Consider the following 21,834-nt stretch of genomic DNA (forward strand, 5'->3'; position numbering starts at 1 on the left):
CCGTGAGAGACTTCGGTGACCTGCTACTGCCAGGAGTTGATCCGGCGCAGTTGGATGCGGTTTTTGCGCTGCGACGCGCCGAGCTTGTCGCCGATCGTCGTCAACGTGGTGATGGCGTCGGTGATGTGCGGGCCCTTGTTGAGCATGACGGCCTCCGCGCGCAGGGCGTAGGCGACGTCGGTGATCTCGGCGCGCGAGGGCAGGCCGGTCTTGGCCAGGTTTTCCAGCACCTGGGTGGCCATGACCGTCGGCACGTGGGCCGCCTCCGCCATGTTGGCGATGAGCCGGGGCACCTCCGCCAGCCGGTAGAAGCCGAACTCCACCGCCAGGTCGCCGCGGGCGATCATGATGCCCAGGTTCTCGTGGCGCATGCCCTCCAGGAGGACGTCGGCCAGGTGCTCGTAGGCGGGGATCGTCTCGATCTTTAACACGATGCCCAGCCGGCGAACCCGCTCGGCGGCCTCCGCGCCGCTGTCTCGCTCCACGGTCTGGGCGATGTTCTCCAGGGCGGCGAGGACATCCGCGACGTCGCTGGCGTTGCGGATGAAGGAGACGTTGGCCATGTCGCCGTGGCGGGCGATGAACTCGAAGGCTTCGAGGTCCTCCTCCGTCAGCGACGGCAACGGAAGGTCCGTGTCCGGCAGGTTGATGCCCTTGTAGGCACGCAGCTTCGTGCCGCCCGGCTTGGCGAAGGTGACGTCGAGGCGCACGCGGGTCTCGTCACCGTCGGTGACGGTCTCCACGGCGACGGCCTCGATGGTGCCGTCGTCGAACATCACCCGCTGGCCGACCTCGATGGCGCGCACCGCCTCCGGCAACGAGCAACCGATGAGGTGCTCGCCTTCCGGCTGCGTGCTCGGGTCCACCGGGGTGGGGTCCGTGGTGAGCCACAGCGTGTCCCCGGCGGAGACGAGCAGGTGCTGCTCGGTCTTCGGGATCCCGGAGGCGCGGGTGCGGGTCCACTCATGCTGCAGGAGGGTGTTGTTGGAGACGTAGGCATTCTGGCTGCCGGTGGCGAAAGCGCACCGCACACCGTCGACGTCGTGGATCTCCGTCACGGCGAAGTCCCGCTTCGCGTCGCGGGTGTCCACGAGCGTGATCCGGGAGCCTTCCTCCACCCCGTCGAGCCACGCGTCGTCGACGAGCACGGGCAGGGTGGGCCGGCCGCCGGTCTCGGGGGCCTGGGGCCACTCGGCGCCGTCGGCCACCGCGCCGGCGGGGATGAGCCACAGCTTCGCCGGGGTGATGAGCTCACCGGTCTCGGTGCGGCTCACCCGGGCCCGGGCCACGGCCGGGCCGTCGGCGATGGCGCCGGTGCGCAGCTTCGGCCCAGCGAGGTCCAGGGCGATGCGGATGCGCCGGCCCACCTTCTGCTCGGCCTGGTGGACGTGCTCGATCATGCGAGTCCAGGCGGCCGGGCCGTCGTGGGCGCCGTTGATGCGGGCGACGTCCATGCCGGCCTCCGCGAAGGCCACGACGAGCTCCGGGGAGTCCGCCGCCTCGGTGGGCAGGGTCACCATGATCCGGGAGCTGCGCCCCTCGGGGACGTCGCCGAGCAGCGCGTTCGCGTTGGATTCCAGGATGTCATCCGCCGTGGAGAAGGCGTTGAGCATCTCCGGGCCGGTGTAGGACAGCTCCTCACCCAGGTAGGCGGAGACGACGTTGTGGGCGGCCTGGAGCCTAGCCTTGACGTCCGGCTCGGCAGTGGTCAGCCGAGTCGCGCCGATGCTCGACAGGTCTGCCTGCAGGGCGCGGATGTCGTGGCGGCGCAGCTCCGAGTAGCGCACCAGGTTCTTCGCCCCCACCCGGTTGGTGGGGTGGGTGCGGGCGATAGCCTCGGCGTTAGCGGCCTCCGCGGCGTCCAGCGCTCCGATCAAGGAGTCAATCTGTTCGTTCAATGACCGGAGGTACTGTTCCACGGCGTGCCTTTCTAGTTTTGGTCGTTACGATAACGGGTTCCCATTGTGGCTGACGCCAGTAAACGGGAAACCGGCTTGAGATGAACGCTAGGCAAATCAAAAGCCGGTTGGGTCACGAAGCGGGGTAATTAGTCTTCGTGGGGGAAGAACTCGCGGACCACGTCTTCCAGCAGATCCGCGGACTTGTCGAAGAGCTGCTGCTCGTGGTCGTTGAGCGCCAGCTCCACGACGCGGGTGATGCCGGCGCCGCCAATGACGGCGGGGGTACCGATGTAGAGGTCCTTGCGGCCGTACTCGCCGTCGAGCAGCGCGGAGACCGGCAGGACCACGTCCTGGTTGGACACCACGGCGCGGGTGATGCGGGCCAGGCCCATGCCGATGCCGTAGGAGGTCGAGCCCTTGCGGTCGATGATCTCGTAGGCGGCGTCGCGGGTCTCGACGAAGATGTTCTCGATACGCTCCGCGAAGCCCGGGTCGAGGCGGGCGCGGCGGGCCAGGGACACGCCGGCGACCTGGCCGGAGGAGATGACCGGCAGCTCGGAGTCGCCGTGCTCGCCGATGATGTAGGCGTGGACGGAGGTGGGGGCGACCTCGAAGAGCTCGCCGAGCATGTAGCGGTAGCGGGCGGAGTCCAGGATGGTGCCGGAGCCGATGACGCGGTGGCTCGGCAGGCCGGAGTACTTCCACACGGCGTAGGTGAGGGCGTCGACCGGGTTGGAGGCGACGAGGAGGATGCCGTCGAAGTCATTGGCCATGATCTCGTCGGTGATAGCCTTCATGATCTTCATGTTGCGGCCGACGAGCTCCAGGCGGGTCTCGCCCGGGCGCTGCGCGGCGCCGGCGCAGATGACGACGAGGGCGGCGTCGGCGCAGTCCGCGTAGGTGCCCTTGGACACACGGGTGCGCGACGGGGCCCACACGACGCCATGGTTGAGGTCCATGACGTTGCCTTCGAGCTTCTTTTCGTCGATGTCAATGATCGCCAGGTGGTCAACGGTGCCCTGGTTGACCAGCGCGTAGGCATAGGCGATTCCGACGTCACCAGCGCCGATGAGAACTACTTTGTTTCCGACATGACTAACAGCCACGATGAACCTTTCTTCAGTGTGGTGGGCCGGGGAGTCAGGCAGGCGGCGCCCCGGCGATCACCTCCTATCGTAGGCCCCCGAGGCCCCTAAGTCCCGCTTATTGGTGACACCAATTGTCCTCACGGGCTATGACGTTGAGCACGTCCACCATGCACTTAGGTAATACTCACAGGACTAGGTCACTGCCTTAGGCTCGGTGCACCACCAAGACACTTTTGAGACAATGTGATTATGCCCACCCCACCCGGACGCACCGGCCGCCTCGCTCGTCGAGCGGTCCGCGCCGCGCTTCGACGGGCCGCTACCGGGAGCCTCAGCGCCGCCCTCTTCGCCGTTGAGGTGTACGCCGACCTCCTCCCCGGCGTGCGCATGGTGGGCCCGCGCCGGCTGCCCAACACCATGGGGCCCGGGGTCCTCGGCGCTGAGGCCGCCACGTGGTGGGCCATCTCCCCGTCGCTGCTGCCTCGGCCGTGGTGGGTCACCGCCCTCAACGTCGCCTTCTGCCAGGGTTTCGGCCACGCCGTCGGCACCGGCATCCATTTCGCCAGCGTGCGGGCGTTCGACGCCCTCGGCCACCGCCCCACCCCCCGGGTCACACACGGCACGCACCGGGTGCTGCACACCGTCCTCGGCGCCACGACGGCCGCCGTGACGTTAAGCTCCTTCATCCGCCAGGAAAAACAAGCCCGCCTCGTCGATTCGCCGCAGCGCCACCCGCAGCGCTCGGCGGCAGTGGGCATCCTCACCGGCACGCTCGGCTACGGCGCCCTGCTGCTGCTCGCCGAGGGCTCTCAGTCCTCCATTAATAGGCTCAACGCCACCCTGCGCCGGTGGCTGCCCCCGGCCGTCAGCTGGCCCATCGCGTTGCTCGGCTTTGCCGGGCTGACCACGCTGGCCAGCGACCAGGTCATCGTCCGCCAGACGCTCAACAACATCGCCCGGCGCGCCCGCCGGCTCAACGACGCGGTGTCCGCGAAGCACCCGCAGCCGACGGAACCGGAGCGCACCGGCTCCCCGCAGTCGATCGAGAGCTGGTCGATGCCCGGGTCCAAAGGCCGCAAGCTGCTCGCCTCCGGGCCTCGCGCCCGGGACATCGCCCGCATATGCAGGCTGGACGACGCCGAGGAACCGATCCGCGTGTTCATCGGACTCATCGACGGCCGCACCTACGAGCAGGCCGCCGAGGTCGCCCTCGCGGAGCTGATCCGCGCCGGCGCCTTCTCCCGCCGGGTCCTGGCGATCATGTCCTCCGCCGGCACCGGGTGGCTCTCTCCGTGGAGCACCTCCGGGCTGGAGTTTCTCAGCGGCGGGTCCAGCGCCATCGTCGCCATCCAGTATTCCTACCTGCCGTCGGCCGCCTCCTACGTCACCGACCGCGAGTCCCCCGTCACCGCCTCGCGCATCCTCATCGAACGCATCCTCGCCCACCTCCATACCTTGCCCGCCGACGCCCGCCCCCACGTCTACGTCTCTGGCGAGTCCCTGGGGGCGTACGGCATCGCCGGCGCCTTCGCCGACGTCGACGAGCTGCTCGCCCACGTCGACGGCGCCGTATTCTCCGGAGCCCCGCGATTCACCGAGATGTTGCGCGCCCTGACCCACCGCCGCGACGCCGGATCCCCGGAACGCCTCCCGGTCATCGACCGCGGTCGACATGTCCGCTTCGCCGCCACCCCGGATCACCTGGGCGAGGACTTCTCCGGTCGCACCCTGGGCACCTGGTCCCACCCGCGCGTCGTCTTCGCTCAGCACGCCTCGGACCCGGTGGTGTTCTGGGGCACGGATGTCTTCCTCCGCGAGCCGGAATGGCTGCGCGAACCCGGCTCCCGCGGGGTGCCGGCGCCGGCGGCGCAGCGGCTCGACGTCGTCCACGGCATGCGCTGGGTGCCGCTCATCACCGCCTGGCAGGTGGGCCTCGACCAGCTGTCTTCGCTCAACTTCCCCGGCGGGCACGCCCACCAGTACCACGAGGAGATGCTGTACTACTGGGCTGCCGTGCTTGGCGAGGACGCAGCGGTGCAGCTCGACGACTGCCTTGCTGCCCGGATCGCTGAGTGGATTCGCCGCGACGCCTAGGTGTTATGTCCCGGCGCCCTAGCGGGATATAACACCTAGCCAAACGCCACCGCGATGGTGACCATCACCGGCAGCGCCGCGATGGTGGTCACCACCCCGATGTCCCGGGCGAAGTCCTCCTTTGCCCGGTAGCGCACCGCGTAGGTGTAGACGTTCTGCGCCGACGGCAGCGCCCCGAGCATGATCGCCGTTTGCAGCGCCGCGCCCTCCATGCCGAACACCCCCGCCGCCAGCGCCCCGGCGACCACCGGGTGGATGAGGTTTTTAAACACCGCGCCGAGGGCCACCTCCCGGTCGACGCGCACCCGCGCCCCGTACAGGGACATGCCGAAGACCACCAGCGCCAGCGGCACCGACGCCCCGGCCAGCATCCGCACCGGCTCGGCGATCACCGCCGGCGGGGTCACTCCGGCGACGACGAATGCCAGCCCCGCCAGGGACCCGAGCAGCATGGGATTCTTCACCGCGGCGACGATATTGCCCAGCCAACCGCCTGAGGCGCGGGAGATGTCGATGGCCGTGAGCGCCACCGGGGCATAGAACGCGATCTGAAAGAGCATGAGCGGGATGACGGCCGAGGCGTCGTCGAGGATGTACACCGCGAGCGGGATGCCGATGTTGCCACCATTGGCGTAGGAGGACCCCAGCATGGCGATAACCGCCTCGTCGAAGCGGTGGCGCAGGAGCAGCCGGCACAGCAGGAAGAACATGAGGCCCACGGCCAGCGACGACAGGCTCACCACCGCGAAGTGGCCGGAAAACACCTCACCCAGGGTTTGCTGGGTGAGCTTGTCAAAGAGCAGGGCCGGGGTGGCGATGGCGAACACGAAGCTGGCGAGGGATTTGCGCGCCCCGGGCCCGAGGGTGCCACGCCACGCGAGCACAAAGCCCACGGCGATGACCGCAATGACAATGACGAATCCCTGGAGTACTCCCACCACGCTCAACTATTGTGCCAGCGCCACTCTTGCCAACGCTTCCTACGCCGCTGTAGCTTTCTGAGCATCGGTTTCAATGACCCGCCACCGTCGTTGACCTGCTAGGAGGGGACTGACCAGGAAGCGACCCGTGAGCACTCACGGCGGGGTCATCGTCAGCTGAGCGTCGCCGTAGCGAGCGCTCGGCCCGGCGCTAAGGGGCGAGTGTTCGGCCTCGACGTCGTCGACCCGCCACCACGTCGCCGCGACGTCCTCGCGGGTGATGACCACCTCCAGATACCCGTGCTCGTCGAGGTTGAGGTGCGAAAAATGCCCATTGTTGGCGAGCAGATGGGCCGCCGCCAGACGGGAGACGGGGTTGTTCTTCGGCAGGTGCAGCCGGTCGTCGACGTTCGTGGCGGACACTGACGACGTCACCAGCTCCGCGCCGATGACCTCCCCGCCGTGGCGCACCACCCCGGCCCACTCCGAATGGATGTCCCCGGTGAGGAACACGGTGGAACCGTCCGGGCGGTCAGCGGCGATCTGCTCGAGTAGGCGGTGCCGGTCCGCCACGTAGCCGTCCCACTGGTCCAGGTTCATCGTCGCGTTGAGCTCCACCGGCAACGCGACGCCGATGAGCTCCGCGAGCAGAGGGCGTACCGCATCGTCCAACCCCGCGGCCGAGACCGGGGAGATCATCACCGACGTGCCCACCAGGGACCACCGCGTGTCGGAGGTACGCAGCTTGCCGGAGAGCCAGGTGAATTGCTCGGCGCCGACGATCGTCGACCCGGCGCGCCCGGGCAACAACTGGCCGGGACCGCGTCGATAGCTGCGCAGGTCGAGCATGTGCAGCTCCGCGAGGGTGCCCACCCGCAAGGTGCGATACAACCGGCCGCCGTCGGCGGGCGCGGAGCCGCGGACCGGCAACCAGTCGAAGTAGGCGCGCATCGCCCCGTCGCGCCGGTCCGCCCACGAGCCTTGGTCGGCGTGGTGGTCCGGGGAGCCGTCGGCGTGCCAATTGTCGGCGACCTCGTGGTCGTCCCAGGTAACAATCCACGGCAGGGCGGCGTGGGCCCGCTGCAGGCTGGGGTCGAGCCGGTACTGGCCGTAGCGGGCCGCGTAGTCCGCGCGGGTCACCAGCGCGTGCGGCGGGTGAAACGCCCTGGCCACCCCGTTCTTTCCGACCTTGGCCCCAGTGGCGTACTCGTAGATGTAGTCGCCGAGGTGCACCACCGCGTCGAACTCGCCGCGCCCGGCGCGATCCGCGATGTCCCGGTAGGCCTCGAAGTACCCGGCCTCCAGGTTCGCGCAGCTGCACACCGCCAACCGCCACCGTTCGACGGCGGCGTCGTCCTCCGGCGTCGTCCGGGTGCGCCCGACGGGTGACGTGGCGCCGGCGTCCGGCCCGTCGAGGGCGGTGAATCGATAAAAGTAGGCGGTGTCCGGGCTGAGCGTGAAGGGGTCCACGTGCACGGTGTGGTCCCGCTCCGGGCCGGTGGTCGCCGTTCCGTGGGCGACGACGGTGGCGAAGTCGGCGTCGAGCGCCACCTCCCAGCCGACGCGCACCCGCGGGCCGCGCCCCGACCCGGGCTGCGCTTGCGGGGTCGGGGTGATGCGCGTCCACAGCACCACCGAGGTCGGCAGCGGGTCGCCGGAGGCCACCCCGTGCAGGAAGGGCCCGCCGTCGGCTGGCGGGGTGAGGGTTCCCGGGGTGCGGGGGTCGACGTCGGCGTGGGCGTGGTCGGTGGCGAGCGTCGCCGCGCCGCCGACGGCCAGCGTGGACGCCATCACCTGCCGGCGCGACAGCGGTGTGGTCTTAGCGCCCACACGCCACCCCGGTGGCGTGCGTGGGGCAATACCCGTCGGGAACCTTGTGCAGGTATTGCTGGTGGTAGTCCTCGGCGCGGTAGTACTGCCCGGACGGGGTGTCGGCCAGGGCGGCGATCTCCGTGGTGACCTCGCCATAGCCGTGCTCGGCGAGACGACGGCCATAATCGGCCACCATTTCTTCGATGAGTTCCTTGTCCTGCGCGGCGTGCTCGCCGAGGGTGTAGAAGGCCGAGCGGTACTGAGTGCCGACGTCGTTGCCTTGGCGGAAGCCCTGCGTGGGGTCGTGGTCCTCCAGCGCCAACGCAATGATCTCCCGCAGGGAGATCACGTCCGGGTCGTAGACCACCTCGACGACCTCGGCGTGGTTGGTGCGCCCTGAGCACACCTCCTGATAGGTGGGGTTGGGTGTGACGCCGCCGGCATAGCCAACGGAGGTGCTCACCACGCCGTCGAGCTGCCAGTAGAGCTTTTCCGGCCCCCAGAAGCACCCGACTCCCACGAGCACACTGCGCTGATTGTCCTGCCATGGCCCCGTGATGGGGGTAGCCAGTACTGCGTGGGGCTGGGGGGCGTCGAGCACCGGCTCCGCGCGGCCGGGCAGTGCGTCGTCGGCGGGCACGAGGGCTGGGGTGGGGCGAAACATCCAGTACATGCCCTCCTTTTTAGCGCGCCAACCTGTCGTGTGCCTGTCCATAAGCCCCACCCTGGCCACAGGTTTTCAACCCATTGAAAACGTTGACACGCCAACAGCTTTGCCTATAGTGGGCTTCAACCCGCGAGGCGGGAGACCAACGAACACTTCTTAAGAGAGGACCCACCCATGGCTACCTACGAGCTGCCCGAGCTGGATTACGCTTACGACGCCCTCGAGCCCCACATCTCCGCCGAGATCATGGAGCTGCACCACTCCAAGCACCACGCGACCTACGTCGCCGGCGCCAACGCCGCCCTGGAGGCCCTCGAGGCCGAGCGCAGCGGCGACGCCAACGCCGATAAGATCCGCGCCCTGTCCAAGAACCTGGCGTTCAACCTGGGTGGCCACACCAACCACTCCATCTTCTGGAAGAACCTCTCCCCGAACGGTGGCGGCGAGCCCACCGGCGAGCTGGCCGAGGCCATCGTCCGCGACTTCGGCTCCTTCGAGGCTTTCAAGAAGCACTTCTCCGCCGTCGCCACCGGCCTGCAGGGCTCCGGCTGGGCCGTCCTCGGCTACGACCACATCGCCGGCCGCCTGCTCATCGAGCAGCTCACCGACCAGCAGGGCAACGTCTCCGTGAACTTCACCCCGCTGCTCATGCTCGATATGTGGGAGCACGCCTTCTACCTGCAGTACAAGAACGTCAAGGCGGATTACGTCAAGGCCGTCTGGAACGTCTTCAACTGGGAAGACGTAGCCGAGCGCTACGCCAAGGCCGCGGCCTAACCCTCACGGCGTCCCGCGCCCGCACACCACCCCAACCGGGGTGGTGTTTTTCTATCCGGCGTTGTTAGCCGGCGCCGGCACCCCATCGAGGCGCGCAATCCCCGGCGCGCCGGCGCGCAGCCAGTGCCGAACGGCCGCGGTGGCCCGGGTGTCGTCGGCGTTGTAGCGCAGCAGGCTCGCCCGCGCACGCTCGGCCGGCGCCCCGGACCCCACCGCGATTCGACGGGTGTTCAAGCTCTCTTCCCCGTCGATGTCCGCGTCGGCCCACGTATAGCCCGCCGCCCGGCCCACCACCTTCAGCCCGATGCCTTCCGGGCCCAGCAGCTGGGCCTTGACGAAGGCGAAAACGTCCACCCAGTGCTCGGAAGCAATGAACCGCGCCACCTCCTCGGGGCTCGGCACGCCGGGGATCTTCCCATAAAAGCGCAGCGCGCTCTGGCGTAGCCAGTGGTTCTCCCCATGCGCGGAGTAGCAATAGGCGGCGAAGGACTTACCCCCGGCCAGCGCCTCGGCTTTACGCTGCATCAACCAGGACCAGAAGGCGGCGAAATTCTCCCCCTCGGCCCGCTTGCCCAACGCCTGCCAGGTGACGAAGGGGTGGTAGTCCGCGCCGTCGAACGCCCCCCACAGGTAGGCGCCGTGATCGAGGTAGGCCTCCATGTCCACGTCGATCTCGACATCTGCGCGCGGTCCCGTCACCTCCGGCACCCGCGCCAACAGCGCCACCCCTTGCGACCAGGCCCGGGCGAGGGCGGTGGGCTCCCCGGCGTCGGCGTTGATGAGCTGGGTCACGGTCGTGATGCCGCGCTCTCGCAGACCGGCGCCGCGATCGCCGGGCAGGACCAGGCTGATGTCATCGGCGGCGACGAGTTCGGTCTCGCACAGGCTCCAGAACCGGCAGGAGGAGCACTCTTTGAGCCGCCGAGGCTGGCTGGCCCAGCCGCGCTGCAACGCCCGATCCAGCGGGGCGTCCAGCGGTGCGGTCGGTTCGAAAAAGGCCAGGCGGCTGTCCTGCCCCACCGCACCACCCAGGCCGCCGTGGTGGCGCTCGCCCAAACCCCGCGCGGCCAGGGCCAGCCGGTACCCGTCCGCCACGTGGTGACGCAGCCGGTAGGAAACCGCCATGGGCTCGCTCAGGCCCAGTCGGCTGACGGCCACCGCCAGCGTCGACGCCGCCTCGTCTCGGCGGGCTACCCGGTGGCTGGAGATGATGACGGGCACGTAGCGGCCGTCTCCGGCGCGCACGAGGATGTCCACGTCGACCCGCCAGCGCTGCCCGTGGGCGACGCCGCTAAAGACGGCGTCGGTGATGACGTGCGCGCCGCGGTCCATGGCTCGCTGGGTCTGAGTCTCCGGATCGGGCGCATCCGGGGCGTCGATGACGCGGACGCGGCGAAACGCCCGGCCGCGACCGTCGCCCAGCCCGCGGCGCCGGGGGACCTCGGAAAGGATCGCTGCGCGGGCGGCGTCGCGACGCGCGCGGCGGGCCTCGTCCTCGGGGCGGTAGGGTTGATCGGGGTGCGCGAGCCGCTGCACGTAGCGATACCGGCAGCCGATGAGGTCAAAAGCGGTCACGGTCGTGTCCACTGGTGGTTATCTCCCTCGAAGTTGACGCCCCAACACAGGTAAGGTTAATGGCACAAGCGATCAATTGAAGGGAATGTTAACAACCATGGGCGTGCTCTCCACTCTCAAGAAGCGTCGATCCAGCCTCCGCAAGGACATCAAGACCGCTCAGGCCAAGGCCCGCGCTGAGGTCAAGGCCAGCGAAAAGGATCTGGCCCGGCGTGAGAAGCTGCTCTCCAAGCTGGAGAAGCAGATCATCAAGTCCGAGGAAAAGGGCCTAAAGGGCAAGCGGAAGCACGAGCGTGAGCTGGCGAAGACCGAGTACCAAAAGCTCAAGAACGGGAAGTTCAACAAGGAGACTGTTGAGCGATACATTAAGGCCGGCCGCGTGGCGCTGCCCGTCATGCTCCCGCTGCTGTATCGCGGTGTTACCCAGCTGCGAGAATCCGCTACCGAGGCCAAGGCCCGGAAAGCCGGTGTTACCCGCCAGCAGCTGGCACAATTCACCGGCCACGGCGCCAGCCTCCAGGCGCGAATTCAAGGTATTCGTAACTCCCTTGACGGCATGAGCCTGCCGGCCGGCTTTAAGCAGGACATCGACACTCGGCTGGATGAGTTGCGCAGCGCCACCAACAACGCCGAGTTCATGACCGCGCAGCAGCGTCGTCGCGCCCACGGCGCCATCAACGGCGATATCGACAAAGTCACCGCCCAGATCCAGGATCGCCTTTCCCGCAACTAAGCACCAACTCAAGGGGCTAGCCGGCCCGCCCGAGGCAGCCATCCCCCACCCCATCGGACCAGGTAGCAACCGGAACCGATGGGGTATTTTCTATCGAAAACGCTTTATCTATTCCGTTTTCGTTGCGAGAGTGGCTGCCACTTTCTATGCTAGGAGTTAATTTCCATTCCTTAAACTCGCACGAGAGGGAACCATGGGACAGACCCAAATCATCCAGTACCACGACGATCTGACCAAAGAGCCGATCGAAAAGGACGAACTCCAGGTAATCCGCTTCGGTCTAGACCGGACGGACTACACCATCGACCTGTCGCGAGAGAATGCCGAGCAGTTCCGGCAGTTGTTGCGCCCCTACGTGCTCGCCGGCCGGGCAGAACCGCGTTCGTCGGCGCGAAAGACCCCGGTGTCCCGCCCCCGGTCCGACGCCGGCGACATCCGCCGCTGGGCGCAGGCGAACAACTACCAGGTCGCCGACCGTGGCAAGATTCCGCTCTCGGTGCGGGAAGCCTACTACGCCGCTAACCCCTCCCGCGGCTAGCGGCTAGCTGCTACAGCACTCCCTGCTCGCGGGCGGCGGCGACGGCGGAGGTGCGGGAACGCACTCCCAGCTTGTCGTAGATGTGAACGAGGTGGGACTTCACAGTCGCCTCGGAGAGCATCAGTTCCTGGCCGATCTCTCGGTTAGAGGAGCCCGCCGCCACGAGCCCTAGGACCTCCAGCTCGCGCGGAGTGAGGGACATCCGGGGGCTGCGTACCCGGGTCATGAGGCGGTCCGCCACCACCGGCGACAGGGCCGAGTCTCCCTCGGCCGCCGACCGCACGGCCGCGAGCAGCTCCTGCGGCTCGGCGTCTTTGAGCAGGTAGCCGACCGCGCCGGCCTCGATGGCGCCGAGGATATCCGCGTCCGTGTCATAGTTGGTGACCACCAAGACCTCGGGCGGATTATCCATCGACTTGCGGATCTCCGCGGTGGCCTGCGCGCCGTTGGTGACCTTGGTCCCCTCCACGCCGGCGCCGAAGCGCAGATCCATGAGGATGACGTCGATTCCCCCGGCCTGGGCGGCCGAGATCGCCGCCTCCGCGGTCGCCACCTCCCCGACGACGGTGATGTCCTCTGCCTCCTCAAGCACGGCACGCAAGCCGAGCCGAACGATCTCGTGGTCATCCGCCAGCAGGGCACGGATCATAGCGCATTTCCTTTCAGCTTCCGGGATACCGCTTCCAACTTTAGTGCAGGTACTTCAGCGTTAGGACGGTTGAGGCAAGGCTAGGGCGACGGACACCGCGGTCGGTCCCCCCGGCGCCGATTCGATCACCAACTCCCCGCCGTGCTCGGCGACGCGCTGCCGCATCGCCGCGATACCCACATGTCCCAGTCCCGCCCGGTCGGGAGGCAACGCGGCGGCGTCGAACCCGCGCCCGTTGTCGACGACGTCGAGGCGCACCTCCCCAGGGCTGTACGTCAGCGTCACGCGGCACCGGGTGGCGCCGGCGTGCTTGACGACGTTGCCCACCGCGCCCTGTGCCACCCGCAGCAGCGTCGCCTCGATCTTCATCGGCAGCTCCACCGCGTCGCCGTCCGTCTCGACGTCGATGCGCACCTCCCCCGCCGCGGCGAAGCTACGGGTCATGCGCTCCAGGGCGTCCACCAGGGAACTCTCCGACAGGCTCGCCGGCTGCAGCGCCGCGATCATCGCCCGGGCTTCGGCCAGGTTTTCGCTGGCGGCGAAGCGCGCTTGTTGAATCCGCGTCACCGCCGCGTCGAGCTGCGCCGGGTCCTTGCCCAGCTCCCGCTCGGCGGCGTGCAGCAGCATCTGGATGCTCGACAGGCCCTGGGCCACGGTGTCGTGCAGCTCGTGCGCCAGGCGCTGGCGTTCCGCTACCGCGCCCGCCTCGTGCTGGGTGTGCGCGAGCTCCTCCCGGGTCTCCATGAGTTGGGTGATGAGCTGCTGGCGCTCCGTGCTGATGCGCTCCATCTGGGCGAAGGCAAAGAAGATGGCGAGCGAGATCGCCGCCGAGATCGCCGGGCCCATGATGCCGCCGAAGGTGAGCCCACCAGGAATCTGCATGATGATGCACACGCAGGTGGCGAACACCACCGACACCACGCCCTGCAGCTCGTCGAGGGCCTGGAGATAGACGAAGAACAGGGTGAACACCAGGTACACGCCCACCGGGGCGATGAACATGTCCCCGATCCACAGCACCGTGAGCGCCAGGGTCCACGTGTGGCGCAGGAGCACCGGCCACTCGTCGACGTGGCGCTCCCCGAGGAAGTACACCGCGGCAAAGAGCGCGATGATGACCAGGTTCGCGAGCGCATCGGCCAGCGGCATCTGCATCGACGTCGACGTCGCGACGAGCAGGAGCATCGCCGTGAAGACGTTGAGGCCGTTGCGCAGGCCCTCCATCGCCCGCTGCCGGGGTGGCGAAGTAGGTTTCATAGCTTATGACCTTAGCCGGCACCTCGACGGCGTTTCGTCGGCGAGCCGCTAAGCTTACCGCCATGCTCACTGTGTTCGCGTACCCGGTTTCCGGCGTCATGAAGATGTGGCATGAAGCGCTCACCGCCGTCGGCGTCGATCCCCACCACGCCTGGGCGGCGTCCATCGTCCTGCTGGTCGTCACGGTGCGCGCATCCCTCCTCCCCTTCGCGTGGGTGCAACGCAGATCCGCCCACCAGTCGGCGCGTATGCGACCTGAGATGGCGTCCTTGATGAAGCAATTCTCCGGTAAGACCGACGCCGAATCCCTCGCTCTGCTCCAGGTGCGTAAGCGCTCGCTGCAGCATCGCTATAACGTGTCCATGACCGCCGGCTGCATGCCGCTGTTCATTCAGATTCCGGTGCTTATCGGCTTATATCGGCTGCTGATGTGGATGTCTCGGCCGGAGATGCTGGCGTCTCACGCCTCCCGCAGCGGCGGCTTCGGGTTCCTCACCGGCGAGGATATTCATAACTTCCTCAATAGCACGCTGGCCGGTGTTCCCCTGCCCGCCTACTACGCAATGTCGGACAAGCAGCTGGCGGCGCTGTCGACCACCCAAGGCGACGTCGGCCGCGTTCTCCTGCCGCTGCTGCTCACCGCCGTGGTATTCACCACCGCAAATCTGTGTATCTCGAATTACGTGAGCTTTAGGACCCTCAACTGGAATATCGCCCTGTCGCGGCGGCTGTTCTTCTTCTTCGCGTCCTACATCCTCATCATGCCGGTGATGCTGCTCAGCCTCGGCGTCCTCGGGCCATTGCCCATCGCGCTCGTGTGGTATTGGGCGACGGGAAACTTATGGAGCACGCTGCAAGTCATCACCCTCAATGTCATTGCCCACCGACGGTGGCCTCTGACCGCCGAACACCGCGAATACCACCGCGCGAATCGCCTCTCCTACATGGAGGCGAAAAAGCAGCCACGGGCCTTCAACCGCCGCGCAAGGGAATGGGTGGACAACGCCGAAGCCCGAGGTAGCGATCGGCAACAGGCAGAACAACAGGTGGAACACCGGCGGGAGGAAATCCGCAAGCGCATCGACGCCCGGCGCGAGGCCATCCGGGCGGCAAAGAAGGAACTGGCGGAATCCAAGGCGAAGCTCAAGGAAGAAAAGAAGCAGCGGCGTGCCGCCGGCGGCAAGCACCGGGCGGAGAACAATTAGATTGAGTAGTCGGCCGGCGGCTGGTTGAGCATGTGCCGGGCCAAATCCCGGGCGGTGTACAGCGGTGACTTATCCCGCAGTAGGCGCGCCCCGGCCTGCCCGCCGTCGAGGAAAATGAGAAGCTGATCGGCCTGCGTCGCAGAGGGGTAGCCATTCTTTTCGTTGAGCAGCGCCGTCATCGTGTCGTGCATCCACTGCCGGTGGGCCAGGCAGGTATCGACAATCTGCGCCTCGGAGTCCGTATCCGGCTTAGGGTACTCGTTCGCCGCGTTGAGGAAGTGCGAGCCACGGAAATCCTTGCCCGGTTCCTCGTCAATGACGATGTCAAAGAAGGCGAGGATTTTCGACTCCACGTCCGTCATGCCGGCGGTCCTCGTCGCCCACGTCTCACGGGCCTTCTCATCTAAGGCTTCCAGGTAGGCGATGACCAGCTTGTCCTTGGAGCCGAACAACGAGTACAGCGACGCCTTGGCCACATCGGCTTCTCGCAGGATGCGGTCAATGCCGATCACCCGAATGCCTTCGGTGGTGAACAAGTGCGTCGCCGAGGCCAGCAGCCGCTGGCGCGGGCTGGGCCGATTGCGCCGTTTGCTGCCGGATGTGCTTGTTGCTTTCGATGCCACCGCGAGCCGTTCCCTCCACGTGGTTAGTGTTCGATCTGTCTACATACTAGACAAACCTGTCCGTTCTAACCAGCGGTCAGGCGGCGCGGGTGGCCGGGGTTACTTGCGGATCATATTGAGCAGGCCCAGCAGAATGCAGGCGCCGAGGATCGCCGTGAGGAAGCTGGCGAACAGCCCGAAGCTGGAGACGTCGAAGAAAAGCCCCAGCAGCGCGCCGCCGAGGATCGCGCCGACCACGCCGACGAGGATGTTGGCGACGATGCCCATCTGCGCGTCGCGGCCCTTAATCTTGGAGGCGATCCAGCCCGCGAGCCCGCCGAGGATGAGCCAGCCGAAGAATCCACCCAAAGAGATACCCATTATTTATTCCTTTTCAATCAGTAGTGAGTGAGGAAGAGCTGCTCTTCCCGCCGGCCATTGTTTGCCCTTTCCCACGATTTCGCAACCCTCCGGCCGACCCCGGGCAGGAAAAATCCCCCTCACCGGCACCGACGAGGGGGATCCGCGCGAGGCTAGTCGCTATTCGGGCGAACCACCATGAGCGGGCAGGGGGCGGACTGCAGCAGCGCCCGCGACGTCGACCCGATGAGCATGCCCTTGAAGCCACCCCGGCCATGCGAGCCGACGACGAGCAGCTGCGCGCCCTCCGACTGCTCCGCCAGGGCCCGCACCGGCCGGTCCCGGGTGATGACCTTCGCCACCTGCACGTCCGGGTACTTGTCGATCATGGGCTGGAGGCGCTCGGTGAGCACCTTCACCTGCTGGCGTTCGATGTCCTCCCACTGGCTCTGGGCGGCCGCCAGGCCCGCGATGGACGACTGTGCCTGCATGTCCATCCACGTGTGGACGGCGATGAGCTCCGCGCCGCGGGCGTCCGCCTCGGCGAACGCGTACTCGGTGGCCTTCTGGGACACGTCCGAGCCGTCGACACCCACGACCACGGGGCCGTACTTATTCACCTCGGTCACGTTGCTGTTTTCCCGGACGACGACCACCGGGCAGTTCGCGTGGGAGACGACCGCGGCCGACACCGACCCCAGCACCATGCCCGACAGGCCGCCGAGGCCGCGGGATCCGAGAACGAGCATCGTCACGTCGTTGCTCATCTCCAGGAGCATGTCGATCGGGGAGCCTTCCGCGATCGTGTGTCCGATGAGGATATCCGGGGCGACCTCGTGGGCAACGTCCCGGGCTTCCTCGATCTTCTCCATGGCCTCCGCCTGCAGGTCGGCGAAGAGCTCCTCAGGCGGCACCATCCCCTCGGCGTACAGGTACTGGGGCATGGTGTAGCTGGTGGCCAGGCGCAGCGGAATCCCGCGCTTCATGGCGGTGTTAGCCGCCCACCTCACAGCGTTCTTCGAGGCCGCGGACCCGTCAACGGCAACGACGACGATATCTTCCTTCGCCATGATCTAGATGTCCTTTCTGAAGTTCAGTGAGGGTGCATCGGCATATGCTCCGCGCCGACTCTGGCCCTCTTTCTCGCCTGTTCATGGTCCACTGTACCCTTATTTCAGCAATCTGGTTATGACATTATGAGCGCCTGGCGCGAGCACCCCCTGGCCTACTTTTCGCCCCCACCCCACCCGAGGAATCCCCATGCCGCCCGCCCCGCTGCCAATCCGCGACGGTCTCAATCCCACCCGCGCCCGCCTGCCCGACGACGCCCCCGTGACCACCGCTTTCGACTTCATCTACCACCTGGTCTCCACCCAAAGGCACCGCCATCCCGACGACGACGCGGCAGCCGTCCGCGCCCGTTTCGCCCGCGGCGACGTGGTCACCGTCGGCGCAGTCCCGCTGACTCCGACGACCCTGGTACGGCCAGGTCAGGACGTCTGGTTCTACCGCCGGCCTGCACCTGAACCTCCAGTGCCGGGACGACTGAGCGTCCTGTGGCACGACGCGCGCCTCGTCGTCGTCGACAAGCCTCACTTCATGGCCACGATGCCCCGGGCCCAACACATCGTCCAGACGGCCACCGTCCAGCTGCGGCGCCTGCTCGGCAACGATGACCTGGTGCCGGCGCACCGGCTCGACCGGCTCACCGCCGGCGTGCTCGTGTTCGTGGCCGCGCCGGAGTTCCGGGGCGCTTATCAGAGCCTCTTCGCCCGGCGAGAGGTGCGCAAGACGTATGAGGCGATCGCCCGCCACGACCCGCAACTCGCCGCGAGCACCCCGTTGACCTGGGAGAACCACATCCTCAAGGTGACGGGCGAGTACCAGGCCCGCATCGTCGACGCCGCCGCTAACGCCCGTACCGTGCTGCGCCAGGTGCAGCCGCTCGACGCCGTCGAACAGCGAGAGCTCAGCGCGCGCTATGGCACGCACCAGCCGCTCGCCCGGTACCTGCTGGAGCCCCACACCGGCAAGACTCACCAGCTGCGGGTCCATATGAACGCCGCCGGGGTGCCGATCCTGGGCGATAGCGCCTACCCGGTGGCGCTTGACGCCGTTGCTGAGGACTTCGACCGGCCCCTGCAGCTGATTTCCCGGTCGATTACGTTCGTCGATCCCGTCGACGGTGAGCGTCGTACCTTCCGCTCGCAGCTGTGAGCCGCCGGCCTATCGCTGCCCACCGTTAATGAAAATGATGTGAAATAGTAAATGTAACGCTTATTTTTTCTTGCGGCCAGGTTAACAAAACCTCCCGTTTAGATTCATGAGGTCCAATGTGGACACCTCAAATGCCCACGAGGGCAGGTGTGCATGCACTTAGTGGGACTGCGCCTTCTCTCAGCTGGTGGGGTGTCGGCACCGAAAAACCTAGGTGGCGGCTATTACTTCTCGAGGAGGCCACACTCTCATGAAACCCTTCGGACGTCACGTCGCCGCGGTCATCTCCGCCGGTGCGATCGTCCTCGGCACCACGATCGTCCCCGCCGCCTCGGCGCAGGACGCGAATCTCGCCGAGCTGGCGGACAACGCCCGCACTTTCGTTCCCACCTACAACGGCCCGGAATCCTGTAACCCGAAGAACCCCGACGGCACCCCGCGCGCCATCAAGCCCGGCGAGTGCGCCCAGTTCGGCACCGAGGGCCAGCAGCGCACCGACGCGAAAGCGCGCAACGTCATCCTCATCATCGGTGACGGCATGGGCCAGCAGGAAATCACCGCTGCCCGCAACTACCTCAAGGGCGCTTCCGGCCGCTTCGAAGGGCTGGACAACTTCACGTCCACGGGCACCTACACCCACCACTCCATCGACCAGGATGGAACCTTCAACTACGTGACCGACTCCGCGGCCTCCGCTACCGCCTGGTCCACCGGCGCCAAGACCTACAACGGCGCCATCGGTGTGGACCTGGAGCAGAAGCCGGTGGAGACCCTCATGGAGAAGGCCAAGCGGGCCGGTATGCGCACCGGCAACGTCACCACCTCCGAACTGCAGGACGCCACCCCCGCCGGCGCCGCGACGCACGCGCTCAACCGCAAGTGCTACGGCCCGCAGGAGTCGGAGAATAGCGACTCCTGCCAGGGCGAAGCCTTCGCCAAGCAGTACCGCGAAAACGGCGGCCTCGGCTCCATCTCCGAGCAGCTGCTCGACCTGCGCGCGGACGTCACCCTAGGCGGCGGCATGGAGGCCTTCAACCAGGAAGTTCAGGTCGACGGCACCGCCAAGACCCCCTTCGTGCCCTCTGAGATGAAGTGGACGAAGGGCCAGACCGTCCTCGAAAACGCGAAGAGCAACGGCTTCAACGTCGTCACTGACGCCGCCGGCCTCGACGCGGTCACCGAGGCTAACCAGGACAAGCCGCTGCTCGGTGTCTTCGGCGACGGCAACCTGGAGACCCGCCTCGCCCCCAGCAAGGCCACCATGGGCGGCTCCCACGGCAAGCCCGGCCAGTGCGAGCCGCAGGACACCAAGGGCCAGCCCGAGCTCAAGGACATGACCCGCAAGGCCATCGAGCTGCTCGACAAGAAGGATGAGGAGAAGGGCTTCTTCCTCCAGGTCGAAAGCGCCTCCATCGACAAGCGGGCCCACGCGGCCGATGCGTGCGGCATGATCGGTGAGGTTGAGCGCATCGACGAGGCGATTAAGGAAGCCCTGGACTTCGCCCGCGAGGACGGCAACACCCTCGTCGTCGTCACCGCTGACCACTCCCACTCGACGCAGATCATCTACGACGAGACCGACACCGTCTCCCCGACGACCCGCCTGCAGACCCAGGACGGCGGCGCCATGACCGTCGCCTACGGCACCCTGCCCGCCGACGTCATCGTCAACGACCCCAAGGCCTCCACCCAGCACACCGGCTCCCAGCTCCGCGTCGCCGCGTTCGGCCCCGGTGAGGAAAACGTCATCGGCCAGATCGACCAGACCGACGTCTTCTTCGTCCTGGCCAACGCGCTGGGTCTCAACGACGTCCCGGCTGTGCCCGCGTCGACGACGCTGTCTGACTCCGCCAAGGGCGTCCTGCTCGGCGTCGACCGCAACGAGCCCGTCGACCTGTCCAAGAGCTGCTACAAGACCGGCGATCCCTCCCATGTCCCCGGCCCCGGCGACTGCGCCCAGTTCGGCACCAAGGGCCAGGGCATCGACGACACCAAGGCTAAGAACGTCGTCCTGCTCATCGGCGACGGCACCGGCGACTCCGAGCTGACCTCGGCCCGCAACTACCTGCACGGCGCCAACGGCCGCTTCGCCGGCATCGACGCCCTGCCGTTCACCGGCTCCTACACCCACTTCTCCCTCAACAAGAAGCGCGGCGGCCCCGACTACGTCACCGACTCCGCGGCGTCCGCCACCGCCTGGAACACCGGCGCGAAGACCTACAGCGGCGGCGTCGGCGTGCTCCTCGACGGCACCCCGGTCCCCAACCTCATGGAGCTGGCCAAGGCCAAGGGCATGAAGACCGGTAACGTCACCACCTCTGAGGTCCAGGACGCCACCCCGGCCTCCTTCGCCACCCACGCCCTCAACCGCAAGTGCTACGGCCCCGTCGAGTCCGAGAACTCCGAATCCTGCCAGGGCGAGGCCTTCGCCTCCCAGTACCGCGAGAACCAGGGCCTCGGCTCCATCTCCGAGCAGCTGGTGGACGGCCGCGCGGACATCACCATGGGCGGCGGCTCGGAAGCCTTCGCCCAGCAGGTGCAGGTGGACGGGCAGTGGGCCGGCCGCGAGTGGAACAAGGGCAAGTCCGTCGTGGACAACGCCCGCGACAACCACGGCTTCCAGGTCGTGACCAACCTCGACGAGATGGAAGCCCTCACCGAGGCCAACCAGGACAAGCCGGTCCTGGGCCTGTTCTCCGAGGGCAACATGCCCCGCCTGTACGAGCAGTCCATCCCCACGGTCACCGGCCCTAAGGAACCCGCCAAGCAGTGCAAGCTCAACCCCGAGTTCGCCACCTCCCAGCCGACCTTGGCCCAGATGACCGCCAAATCCCTGGATCTGCTGCAAAACGACAACGGCTTCCTGCTCCAGGTGGAAAGCGCCTCCATCGATAAGGCCGACCACGACGCCGACATCTGCGGCCAGGTCGGCGAAGCCGCACAGTTCGACGATGCCATCCAGGTGGTCCGCGAATGGGTGAAGAAGACCGGCGAACCGACACTGCTCATCACCACCGCTGACCACGCTCACACGTCGCAGATCACCGCGAACGGGGCACTGACCGCCGGCCGCGCCACGAAGCTCATCACCGCCGACGGCGACGACATGACGGTCAACTACGCCACCGCCGCCACCAACGAGGATGAGGACGCCCTCGGCGGCCAGACCCACACCGGCGCCCAGCTGCGCGTCGCCGCTGAAGGCCCGGGTGCGCCGAACGTCGTCGGCCAGATCGACCAGACCGACATTTTCTACGTCGCGGCCAACGCCCTCGACCTCGACACCCAGGCCGACATCGACCTGACCTCGAAGATGGGCCAGGGCGCGCCGGCCTCCCAGGGCACGCGCTGGGGCATCATCGCCGGTGGCGTTGTGCTCATCGTGGTGCTCGCCGTCGGCGCCTGGCTCGTTTCCCGGCGTAAGAGCGCCTAGGGCCAC

General features: G+C 67.2%; 18 protein-coding genes. 7 read left to right on the plus strand and 11 right to left on the minus strand.

Features of this window, described 5'->3' with window-relative positions:
* Positions 1-23 precede the first annotated feature (23 nt).
* Both CUTER_RS10460 and CUTER_RS10465 read right to left on the minus strand, forming a co-directional pair.
* On the minus strand, positions 24-1,919 hold the full coding sequence (locus CUTER_RS10460; RefSeq protein ID WP_047260371.1) for a pyruvate kinase: 1,896 nt from the start codon (positions 1,917-1,919) through the stop codon (positions 24-26).
* Positions 1,920-2,047: 128 nt separating this feature from the next.
* Positions 2,048-3,007: an L-lactate dehydrogenase gene (locus CUTER_RS10465; protein ID WP_047260372.1), complete on the minus strand. Its 960-nt coding sequence runs from the start codon at positions 3,005-3,007 to the stop codon at positions 2,048-2,050.
* Between the two features lie 231 nt (positions 3,008-3,238).
* Between CUTER_RS10465 and CUTER_RS10470 the strand changes: the two genes are divergently transcribed.
* The gene (locus CUTER_RS10470; RefSeq protein ID WP_047260782.1) at positions 3,239-5,083 is read left to right on the plus strand and encodes an alpha/beta-hydrolase family protein; all 1,845 of its coding nucleotides are present in this window, start codon (positions 3,239-3,241) and stop codon (positions 5,081-5,083) included.
* Between the two features lie 35 nt (positions 5,084-5,118).
* Here the strand turns inward: CUTER_RS10470 and CUTER_RS10475 are convergent, their stop codons facing one another.
* The 3 genes from CUTER_RS10475 to msrA all read right to left on the minus strand — a co-directional run bounded on the left by CUTER_RS10475 (position 5,119) and on the right by msrA (position 8,488).
* Positions 5,119-6,024: an AEC family transporter gene (locus tag CUTER_RS10475; protein ID WP_047260783.1), complete on the minus strand. Its 906-nt coding sequence runs from the start codon at positions 6,022-6,024 to the stop codon at positions 5,119-5,121.
* Positions 6,025-6,159: 135 nt separating this feature from the next.
* On the minus strand, positions 6,160-7,833 hold the full coding sequence (locus tag CUTER_RS10480) for an alkaline phosphatase D family protein (protein WP_236684720.1): 1,674 nt from the start codon (positions 7,831-7,833) through the stop codon (positions 6,160-6,162).
* Positions 7,823-8,488, minus strand: a complete 666-nt coding sequence (gene msrA / locus CUTER_RS10485) for a peptide-methionine (S)-S-oxide reductase MsrA (protein ID WP_047260373.1) — start codon at positions 8,486-8,488, stop codon at positions 7,823-7,825. The genes CUTER_RS10480 and msrA overlap by 11 nt, the downstream gene beginning before the upstream one ends.
* Positions 8,489-8,656: 168 nt before the next feature.
* On the opposite strand from msrA, the gene CUTER_RS10490 reads away from it, so the two are divergent.
* Positions 8,657-9,259, plus strand: a complete 603-nt coding sequence (locus CUTER_RS10490; RefSeq protein WP_047260374.1) for a superoxide dismutase — start codon at positions 8,657-8,659, stop codon at positions 9,257-9,259.
* Between the two features lie 51 nt (positions 9,260-9,310).
* Here the strand turns inward: CUTER_RS10490 and CUTER_RS10495 are convergent, their stop codons facing one another.
* Complete coding sequence (locus tag CUTER_RS10495; RefSeq protein ID WP_236684721.1) at positions 9,311-10,834, minus strand: TM0106 family RecB-like putative nuclease; 1,524 nt, start codon at positions 10,832-10,834, stop codon at positions 9,311-9,313.
* Between the two features lie 97 nt (positions 10,835-10,931).
* Here CUTER_RS10495 and CUTER_RS10500 point away from each other — a divergent pair, with 97 nt between their 5' ends.
* On the plus strand, positions 10,932-11,567 hold the full coding sequence (locus CUTER_RS10500) for a DUF6474 family protein (protein WP_047260376.1): 636 nt from the start codon (positions 10,932-10,934) through the stop codon (positions 11,565-11,567).
* Positions 11,568-11,760: 193 nt separating this feature from the next.
* Positions 11,761-12,105 carry a histone-like nucleoid-structuring protein Lsr2 gene (locus tag CUTER_RS10505; RefSeq protein WP_047260377.1) on the plus strand — a complete coding sequence of 115 codons (345 nt, stop codon included), beginning with the start codon at positions 11,761-11,763 and terminating at the stop codon, positions 12,103-12,105.
* Positions 12,106-12,115: 10 nt separating this feature from the next.
* Here CUTER_RS10505 and CUTER_RS10510 read toward each other — a convergent pair whose 3' ends face one another.
* Together CUTER_RS10510 and CUTER_RS10515 are read right to left on the minus strand one after the other, a co-directional pair.
* Positions 12,116-12,754, minus strand: coding sequence for a response regulator (locus CUTER_RS10510; protein ID WP_047260378.1), 639 nt, complete (start codon positions 12,752-12,754; stop codon positions 12,116-12,118).
* Positions 12,755-12,814: 60 nt separating this feature from the next.
* The gene (locus CUTER_RS10515) at positions 12,815-14,011 is read right to left on the minus strand and encodes a sensor histidine kinase (protein WP_236684722.1); all 1,197 of its coding nucleotides are present in this window, start codon (positions 14,009-14,011) and stop codon (positions 12,815-12,817) included.
* Between the two features lie 62 nt (positions 14,012-14,073).
* Here CUTER_RS10515 and yidC point away from each other — a divergent pair, with 62 nt between their 5' ends.
* The gene (yidC, locus tag CUTER_RS10520) at positions 14,074-15,216 is read left to right on the plus strand and encodes a membrane protein insertase YidC (protein WP_158408134.1); all 1,143 of its coding nucleotides are present in this window, start codon (positions 14,074-14,076) and stop codon (positions 15,214-15,216) included.
* Here the strand turns inward: yidC and CUTER_RS10525 are convergent.
* The 3 genes from CUTER_RS10525 to CUTER_RS10535 form a co-directional block, all read right to left on the minus strand.
* Positions 15,213-15,839: a TetR/AcrR family transcriptional regulator gene (locus CUTER_RS10525; RefSeq protein ID WP_047260381.1), complete on the minus strand. Its 627-nt coding sequence runs from the start codon at positions 15,837-15,839 to the stop codon at positions 15,213-15,215. The genes yidC and CUTER_RS10525 overlap by 4 nt on opposite strands.
* A 99-nt stretch (positions 15,840-15,938) precedes the next feature.
* Positions 15,939-16,199, minus strand: a complete 261-nt coding sequence (locus CUTER_RS10530; protein ID WP_047260382.1) for a GlsB/YeaQ/YmgE family stress response membrane protein — start codon at positions 16,197-16,199, stop codon at positions 15,939-15,941.
* Positions 16,200-16,351: 152 nt separating this feature from the next.
* Entirely contained in the window at positions 16,352-17,248 is an 897-nt protein-coding gene (locus tag CUTER_RS10535; RefSeq protein WP_047260383.1) for a universal stress protein, read from the minus strand.
* 190 nt (positions 17,249-17,438) lie between these two features.
* Between CUTER_RS10535 and CUTER_RS10540 the strand changes: the two genes are divergently transcribed.
* Together CUTER_RS10540 and phoA are read left to right on the plus strand one after the other, a co-directional pair.
* Positions 17,439-18,395 (plus strand): pseudouridine synthase, encoded by a 957-nt coding sequence (locus CUTER_RS10540; RefSeq protein WP_047260384.1) that lies wholly within the window; start codon positions 17,439-17,441, stop codon positions 18,393-18,395.
* Between the two features lie 250 nt (positions 18,396-18,645).
* Positions 18,646-21,828 carry an alkaline phosphatase gene (phoA, locus tag CUTER_RS10545; RefSeq protein WP_047260385.1) on the plus strand — a complete coding sequence of 1,061 codons (3,183 nt, stop codon included), beginning with the start codon at positions 18,646-18,648 and terminating at the stop codon, positions 21,826-21,828.
* The last annotated feature ends 6 nt before the right edge of the window (positions 21,829-21,834 follow it).

The organism is Corynebacterium uterequi (assembly GCF_001021065.1).
In the GTDB taxonomy this organism is placed as follows: domain Bacteria; phylum Actinomycetota; class Actinomycetes; order Mycobacteriales; family Mycobacteriaceae; genus Corynebacterium; species Corynebacterium uterequi.